This is a genomic window from Enterococcus plantarum (assembly GCF_001730295.1).
Lineage (GTDB): Bacteria > Bacillota > Bacilli > Lactobacillales > Enterococcaceae > Enterococcus_L > Enterococcus_L plantarum.
In genome coordinates, this window is sequence record NZ_MIKA01000012.1 from 272195 (window position 1) to 279040 (window position 6846).

Genomic DNA, 6846 nt, shown 5'->3' on the forward strand with positions numbered 1-6846 from the left:
TTCATTTAAAAAAACTAGAAACAGAATCAATAATGGCATCGGATACCGTATTTATGGCACTACCAACTATAGTACCAACTACCACTCCTATAACTGTTCCAACAACAGGTACTGGAATTGCTGTACCTAAGATTCCCCCTATGGTTCCCGCTACGGATGCAGCAGTTGCTGTTGCAACTGCAACGCCTGCTATATCACCTACTGCATTACCTGCCAAATGACCTACAAATTTCATTGGGGCATTAGGATCTTCCGAAGAGATCAAAGAATAAGCATCTATTGCAGGACCAATAAATGGAATTGCTTTATTAACTTTCCCTCCAACTTTTCCTCCAAGGTACAAAGCTGATCCCAATCCATTGCCTGCAAATTCAGAACTATAGTAACCTGACATATCAGCGATTCTTTGACCATTTTTATCAAAGAATTGCTGTGCTCCTTCTGTAAATAAGGATATCTCAGTATCTTTTATTAAATCTTTCGCTACTCCGAAAACTGTCGTACTAATCCCATTATTAATATAATTTATTCGCTTCTTCACATCTGGATCGTCCACTCCATACTTCGCAATCATTTCTGATGGCGTCATTGAGTTCAGATCTTTTTCTTTCGTTTTTCGTTGCTTTTCATCTGCTTCAGTCACCTTTTTTTGAAACGCTTGAACATTATCTGCTAAAGTAGTACTATTCGCAAATGCGAGGAAACGAGGATCAGTATAGCCTAATCCTCCGACTTTCTGTGCTGCTTTAATTTGCGTGCTTAAAGACTGAATCATGTCTTCATTAGCCGAATTGCCTTGCTTACTATCGAACTGATTGACTTTTTGAATGATTTCATCCGCATACTTCTTCGTCGCGTCCGCTACTTGATTAAAGTCACTCTTTGAGGCAGATAATGAAATTAGATCAGAAATACTGCTATAAACGGACTGGAAACTCTTCACTTGTTCTTGATAGGTTTGTTTCATCTTATCAATATCTGATTTTGCTTTGATCAGGACTTCTTCACTAAGGACTGCTGAATCGGATGATTCGCCTGTTGTTCCTTTAAAATCCTGATACGCTTGGCGTAGCTCCATTTCAACGGCTAGATAACTACTTTTCAATCCAACAATTACGGCATTCTGGTTATTATTGATATCCGCTGATATAGCTTGTCCTACTTTACCAGACAGTGCGTTACTGTTAATTATACCATTCATTGCGTTTTTTGCAGTATTTAATTGACTTTGCGCTGTCTTAGAAAGCTTTTGATACTCTTCTACTGCTTTCTTCATTTCTGCTGTATCGACATAAAATCCCATAATACACTCCTTTCCATGCGTTTACCCTATTATTCTTGTTCTGACAACTCAGACAACACTTCAAAATAAGCAATCGTATCTTCTGGTTTCATATACGCTGTTGAAACTTGTTGCTTTGTTACCTGAGTCGTTCGTAAACCATCGAAAGCAAACGCTTCTTCATACTCATTTGTAAGACTTTCCGCAATGACCCGTTTGATCATCATATTAGAAATCAAAATCGGATCATTCCCAGGAATCTCTCCGTAAGGCCACAAATGACCTAGATAATCTACAATATATTGCTCAAAACCGCTCATCAGCGGAATCTTCCGACCGCTTAACGTGACAACTGCGCCTAGCTCTTCCTTTTTAAAGAGTTCAGCTAGTTCTTCCGTTAACATACTTTCATCTAATTCAACCGTTGTTCCAACTGGATAAATCGGCGCAAAGGCAACATCGATTTTCCCCATATACTGAAGAAACTGTCCATTGGTCAGTTCTACTTGACTAGTTTGACGATCAAGCACTACACGTTGAGTATCATGATCAAAAGAGACTGTCAATTTAGCACCAACCATCGGCTTATGTTCGAATTGTTCTTCTTCATTACGATAGGCTTTATAAATTCCTTTTAACAAAGGAAAGTTTGTTCCTAATAAAACACCTGTTGTAATCAACTCATTCGTTACCTCAAAAAGTAAAGAATCATCATTTGCTAGAACCTCTTCGAAAAATTTTTTTGTATCATAACTCGCCATTAGTTGAACCTCACTTTAGATGTATTTTGTTTGAACGAGGTTGAGGCTTGTTTATCTTCTGAAACAATATTTCCAGCGACTTGTTTCATTTTTTGCGTATCTGTTTTCGAAACATTTTTGAAGGATTCTACTGTATTTGCAAGTTTCTTTTGTGTTTCAATTATTTTTTTGAATCGCTTCAATGTTGTTTTCCCTAAATTGTTGATGGTTGGTTTTGAAATGCTTGATACTGCACTCTCTGCTTTGTTAACCGCACCATCCCAGACTTGTCTATCAACACCTATTGCCATAGTTCATCTCTCCTTTGTCTTACTAAAAAATAGAGGCTAAGAAATTTTTTGCCATATCAAAGGCGCTTCCGACAGCACTCAACAAATCACCTTGCTCTAACTCTTTCTTTGCTATTTCTGCATCTAGTTTAGATAAATTTTGTTGATGGGTGTTTTCTTCTTTATGCAAAGCCGTTCCCATTTTTTTTGCCTTCTGATCAAATTTAGTACGAAGCGTCCCTTTAAACTGCCCTGTACTCAATTTTGTTGAGTATTGATTGACTTCATTTTCGAATTTGGAGAAGGACGACATTGACTTATTTAGCGCTCGTTTTGCTTCTTTCAATCGTTCTAATTTTTTTTGATTTCGATCATAATTTGCTTGTCGCTCATTTGCGATACGTTGCCATTTTGTTGCTTCTTGGCGATTTCGACCATTACTCTCTTGTCGTTTTCTTTCTGCTGCATCGTCTTTACTCATCGTTTTACCTCCTTTTACACTTAAACTATCAACTATTCACTAACCAACTTCACTCGACAAGCATTCCGTCCAACAAAGAAATAAGACTCATCTAGCTCAACTGTTGGTTCACTATAGCCTGATTTCACATTGATAAATCCTTGATCCGCTAAACGTGTACCGATCATTCCTGCTGGGATATTCGTACGTAGTCGCTTATTAAAGTCATCGAAGCTATTTTCAATTTGTTTTTGATTGCCTTGGAAAATAAAGTAAATCTTCACTTTCGCGGCTTTTCTTAGGTACACGTCAATTGCATCATTGGTAATGAATGTCTTATCTCCAAATACATGCGCCTCTGGAACATAGACAAACATTGGTTCTGGATCTGTTGCGTCCTGACGAACTTCTTCTACTACTTAACTCGTATAATTTTTATTTTTTGATACAAAATAAAAAAGCTTAGATCTACAAATCAACTTGTAATAAACCAAAAAAAGTTAGATTTTTTAGTCTAACTTTTTTTGGTTTACTTGCTAATTTGTTCTAAGCTTTTAAACAACATTTCTATTTAATTAAATTTTTTCTTTGCCTCTCAAAATGATAATCTGGCTTTCCATTTTTTGTAAGGTTTGTGAAAAATCATTGTGGAAAGTAGTAAATATCTGAGAGCAAGCATGGTATTCATTCGCTATTTTCTTTTTATTAACAGGACGCTTTTGATCGCTAAAGAATTCATTTAGTAGTTTTAAAGCACTCTCCCATGAATTTAGTTGTTCCAACATATCATGCAGATAATATACCTCCTGATAACTTATCATTTTAATCGGTTGATTATTTTTTGTCTTTATACTTTGCTTTTCCATAATTCTCCTCCTTTTTCACGAGAGATGCCTATACGAGCACCACTTATTTTTTCATTATACTATATGATGTTCTTACAAACAACACTAAAAAGGGAGAGAATTCTATGGAAAGAAAAGTAGAAATTCGTTTGAAACAACTAGTTGATGATAGAGGAATATCCTTAAGAGAACTTGCTCGTTTATCAGATATCGAGCCTTCAATTGTTAATAAGTTGGCTAATAATAAAAGAGAGAAAATTTATTTACCTCATATTGAGAGAATAGCAGATGCTTTGGATATTGATGATATAACTGAAATAATTCGGTTGAAATGAGTAGGAAATGCTGTGTAAACACCATCATTTGGGAACTTACACTGTTTTTATAGTAAGAATTTTACTTTTTAATACTGCTCTCTGGCTTAGTTTTTGACCATTAGATTATTTAGAATCTATAAAATACATTGAACTTGTTCTGATGTATTTCAATAAGTCTTTTATTATTTAAACAGTTCTCTTATCGAAAATTTGATTATCCTACAATTATGCACAAAAAATGGTATCAGCATTTTTTGCTGATACCATTTTACTAGACTTATTGAGACTGATTAATCTATTAACTTCAGATAATATTCATCATCTTCCGAAATCTTTTTTAAAAATTCTTCTAGCGAGTCGGCTATCTTAAATTCATCATAATAAATTTCATTTCTCTCATTATTAGATATTTTTATTGAAATCATCGCGGTTTCATTCGCTTCGAAAAATACCAATTCATTTTCTAAATCATCATAAACTTCAATATCTGGAAAAAATTCATAATCATTTTGTTTTAATTTAAAATCTCTTATAGAATAAGGATCCATTATACGGTTGATATTATATTCAGAGCCTTTTATAAAACCATAACCTACACTCAAAAAGAATTCCTTTAGTTCTTTAGGAATTTCTAATTCTAATGCCGTTTCTACTTCAATTATGTCTTCCATTTTTATATTGTAAAAAATATTCCCACTATTATCTTCGCTACATTTAATCATAAGTCGTTATTCCCTTATTTTATCGTAAATAAGTATAGCTTTTGCTCATATATTTTTTATAGAACTGGTTCATCATTTTCATTCAATACAGTTTTTATTTCATTATTTTCATAAATTACCATATATTCATCTGGGAGAGCCAGAACTTGAATTATCTCAGGTTTTTGTTTTAAAAGTTGATAAGCATATAAGGCATATAGATCTTCTTCTGAATTATCCTCTTCTATACTACCTATATACCAACCTGAATCACCTAGTTCCACATCACTAGATCTTTGCATATACATTGTATCGAAAGTTAAAATATTTTTTTGAAGTATGATTTTATCGCTAAAACTAATTGATTTGCCTTCTAAGTTTAGTTTTCTCAAAAAATGACCTTGTTCTAACTGTACCCATAGTGCCAAGGTTAAATCTTTAGTCTTATCTTCAAAAGGATTTTTGCTAGTATCATTTGTTAGTATAACGAATGAGTCTTTATTTATTTCTTCTAAAAAATAAATTGACCAGCCAATTTGGAATGAAAATCCATTTATTAACTCTTCCTCATTCATATTTTTTAGAATGTAGAACAGGCTTAACAATTGAGGCTCTAACTCTTTTTCTACAGTAGCTATAAATTCTTTACTTCCTATTTTTTGCTTAAATTCTTTCATTTATTTCAACCTCTCTATAATAGCCTCTTTCAAAGATTCCCTAGCTTTTTCTTCTAATTCCAACATTGCTTTTCGTACATCTGCAGGTACTTCCCCTAAAACAGAATGTCCTTTCCAATCCGTCCAATTATGAGCTCCCTTAGATGCGTTAGTTCTTTTTCCTAATCCGACAAAGTTTTCTTGGAGGTTTAGAATTTCTATTTGTTCTTCCTTGGTTAATAAGTTAAAGCCATCCATTTCAGTTATTTCTTTCATTGAAACGATATGATCTGCTTCAAATTTATCTACTTCATATCCATAAACAGGATCTTTTTTTGGACCTTCAGGATTTACTTTTTTTCTGATTTCTTTACTAGGCGTTTTTTTCCTTAATTCCTTATATTCTGATGATGGAATTCCCTTACTGAAGTTAGATTTGGCTAACTCCATGTAATCTCCCAACGTCCCCTTACCGATACCATTCACTTTTCCAAATCCATTTGTACCAGCAATAAGCTTCTCTTCCATGATCGGTACTGGAATATTCTTTAACTTTGTCGCAAAAGCTTTTAAAGCATCATCTCCATATTTCAGAGCTTTATCCATCATGGATGTAACTTTACCTAATTTGCTCAAAGTCATCGTTTTAGATGCTGCTTTAAACGCATTTAATCCCTCAGCTATTTTTGTAGCTAACTTCGTTCCTTTCAGAGCCGCATTTACTTCTCCTACTCCGACAAACATGCTCGCTACATCAAATACATAGCCACCTATCGCATAGGCATTTCCTGTTTTTATATCGTTAACTATAGTATTAACGATTCCTGCGCCCATGTCAAAGGTTTCTTTCAACGCCTCTCGATGCGTTGGACTCACTGCCAATAACCATGGATTCGTGGCTCCTTGAAGCCCCAAACCGATTGTTTTTAACGTACTGCCAATCGCCTTCGTATTTTCCCATGCCCCTTTGATATCGTCTAGTTTCCATTGTGGTGTTTCAATGCCTCTCGCTGAATCAAGACCCCATTCGACTAGTTCAACCCCTAAATGAATGACTTGACCACCGCCAATGGCTACTGAGCTTACCATCTCACCTGCACCGCCAAGGAACCCTTCTCCAAATAGAAGAATATCTTTAAATCCTTTTGGAATAGAAAGATTTTTTGTTCCTTGGACAACATTTCCCCACCAATCGCCGATGCTATCTGACATATTTTGAAGGAAGTTTTCTACTGGATGATGTTTTGCCCATTCTTCTTGTTTTTTCTTTGCAGCTTTTTCAGCTTCTAGTTTTGCATCTGCTTCTGCCTGAGCAATTTGACTATCGATATCTTTGATTGCTTCTGCCAATTCTGTCTGTGAGACAAATTCCATAAATCTTGGATCTGTATAACTTAAACCACTCGCCGTTTCAGACATTTTGATTTGTTGAGCTAAAACATTGATGATTTCTTCTGCTGAGCTTGGTTGTTGCTTACTATCAAACTCATTGACTTTTTGAATAATCTTATCCAAGTGCTTTTTTGCTTCATCACAAGCACTAGTGAAGGTACTA

General features: G+C 34.8%; 9 protein-coding genes and 1 pseudogene. 1 reads left to right on the forward strand and 9 read right to left on the reverse strand.

The window, feature by feature from the left end:
* Position 1: 1 nt before the first annotated feature.
* From BCR22_RS06855 to BCR22_RS06880, 6 genes are all read right to left on the reverse strand, one after another.
* Positions 2–1303: a T7SS effector LXG polymorphic toxin gene (locus BCR22_RS06855; RefSeq protein ID WP_069654193.1), complete on the reverse strand. Its 1302-nt coding sequence runs from the start codon at positions 1301–1303 to the stop codon at positions 2–4.
* Between the two features lie 29 nt (positions 1304–1332).
* Positions 1333–2043, reverse strand: a complete 711-nt coding sequence (locus BCR22_RS06860) for a DUF4176 domain-containing protein (protein WP_069654194.1) — start codon at positions 2041–2043, stop codon at positions 1333–1335.
* A complete protein-coding gene (locus BCR22_RS06865) occupies positions 2043–2333 on the reverse strand; it encodes a TIGR04197 family type VII secretion effector (RefSeq protein WP_069654195.1) in 291 nt (96 codons plus the stop codon). The genes BCR22_RS06860 and BCR22_RS06865 overlap by 1 nt, the downstream gene beginning before the upstream one ends.
* A 22-nt stretch (positions 2334–2355) precedes the next feature.
* A complete protein-coding gene (locus BCR22_RS06870) occupies positions 2356–2793 on the reverse strand; it encodes a DUF5082 domain-containing protein (protein WP_069654196.1) in 438 nt (145 codons plus the stop codon).
* A 32-nt stretch (positions 2794–2825) separates the two neighbouring features.
* Entirely contained in the window at positions 2826–3149 is a 324-nt protein-coding gene (locus tag BCR22_RS06875; protein WP_069654197.1) for a hypothetical protein, read from the reverse strand.
* A 198-nt stretch (positions 3150–3347) separates the two neighbouring features.
* On the reverse strand, positions 3348–3638 hold the full coding sequence (locus tag BCR22_RS06880) for a hypothetical protein (protein ID WP_069654198.1): 291 nt from the start codon (positions 3636–3638) through the stop codon (positions 3348–3350).
* Positions 3639–3742: 104 nt separating this feature from the next.
* On the opposite strand from BCR22_RS06880, the gene BCR22_RS06885 reads away from it, so the two are divergent.
* Entirely contained in the window at positions 3743–3952 is a 210-nt protein-coding gene (locus BCR22_RS06885) for a helix-turn-helix domain-containing protein (protein ID WP_069654199.1), read from the forward strand.
* A gap of 272 nt (positions 3953–4224) precedes the next feature.
* Here the strand turns inward: BCR22_RS06885 and BCR22_RS06890 are convergent, their stop codons facing one another.
* From BCR22_RS06890 to BCR22_RS15680, 3 genes and pseudogenes are all read right to left on the reverse strand, one after another.
* Positions 4225–4656 carry an SMI1/KNR4 family protein gene (locus BCR22_RS06890; RefSeq protein ID WP_069654200.1) on the reverse strand — a complete coding sequence of 144 codons (432 nt, stop codon included), beginning with the start codon at positions 4654–4656 and terminating at the stop codon, positions 4225–4227.
* 56 nt (positions 4657–4712) lie between these two features.
* A complete protein-coding gene (locus tag BCR22_RS06895; RefSeq protein WP_069654201.1) occupies positions 4713–5312 on the reverse strand; it encodes an immunity protein Imm33 domain-containing protein in 600 nt (199 codons plus the stop codon).
* A pseudogene (locus BCR22_RS15680) lies at positions 5313–6846 on the reverse strand (hypothetical protein); the annotation flags it as partial.

Excerpts from the sequence above, each read along its gene's own strand:
- BCR22_RS06855 (WP_069654193.1), bottom strand. The coding sequence starts at position 1,303 with ATGGGATTTTATGTCGATACAGCAGAAATGAAGAAAGCAGTAGAAGAG.
- BCR22_RS06860 (WP_069654194.1), bottom strand. The coding sequence starts at position 2,043 with ATGGCGAGTTATGATACAAAAAAATTTTTCGAAGAGGTTCTAGCAAAT.
- BCR22_RS06865 (WP_069654195.1), bottom strand. The coding sequence starts at position 2,333 with ATGGCAATAGGTGTTGATAGACAAGTCTGGGATGGTGCGGTTAACAAA.
- BCR22_RS06870 (WP_069654196.1), bottom strand. The coding sequence starts at position 2,793 with ATGAGTAAAGACGATGCAGCAGAAAGAAAACGACAAGAGAGTAATGGT.
- BCR22_RS06875 (WP_069654197.1), bottom strand. The coding sequence starts at position 3,149 with ATGTTTGTCTATGTTCCAGAGGCGCATGTATTTGGAGATAAGACATTC.
- BCR22_RS06880 (WP_069654198.1), bottom strand. The coding sequence starts at position 3,638 with ATGGAAAAGCAAAGTATAAAGACAAAAAATAATCAACCGATTAAAATG.
- BCR22_RS06885 (WP_069654199.1), top strand. The coding sequence starts at position 3,743 with ATGGAAAGAAAAGTAGAAATTCGTTTGAAACAACTAGTTGATGATAGA.
- BCR22_RS06890 (WP_069654200.1), bottom strand. The coding sequence starts at position 4,656 with ATGATTAAATGTAGCGAAGATAATAGTGGGAATATTTTTTACAATATA.
- BCR22_RS06895 (WP_069654201.1), bottom strand. The coding sequence starts at position 5,312 with ATGAAAGAATTTAAGCAAAAAATAGGAAGTAAAGAATTTATAGCTACT.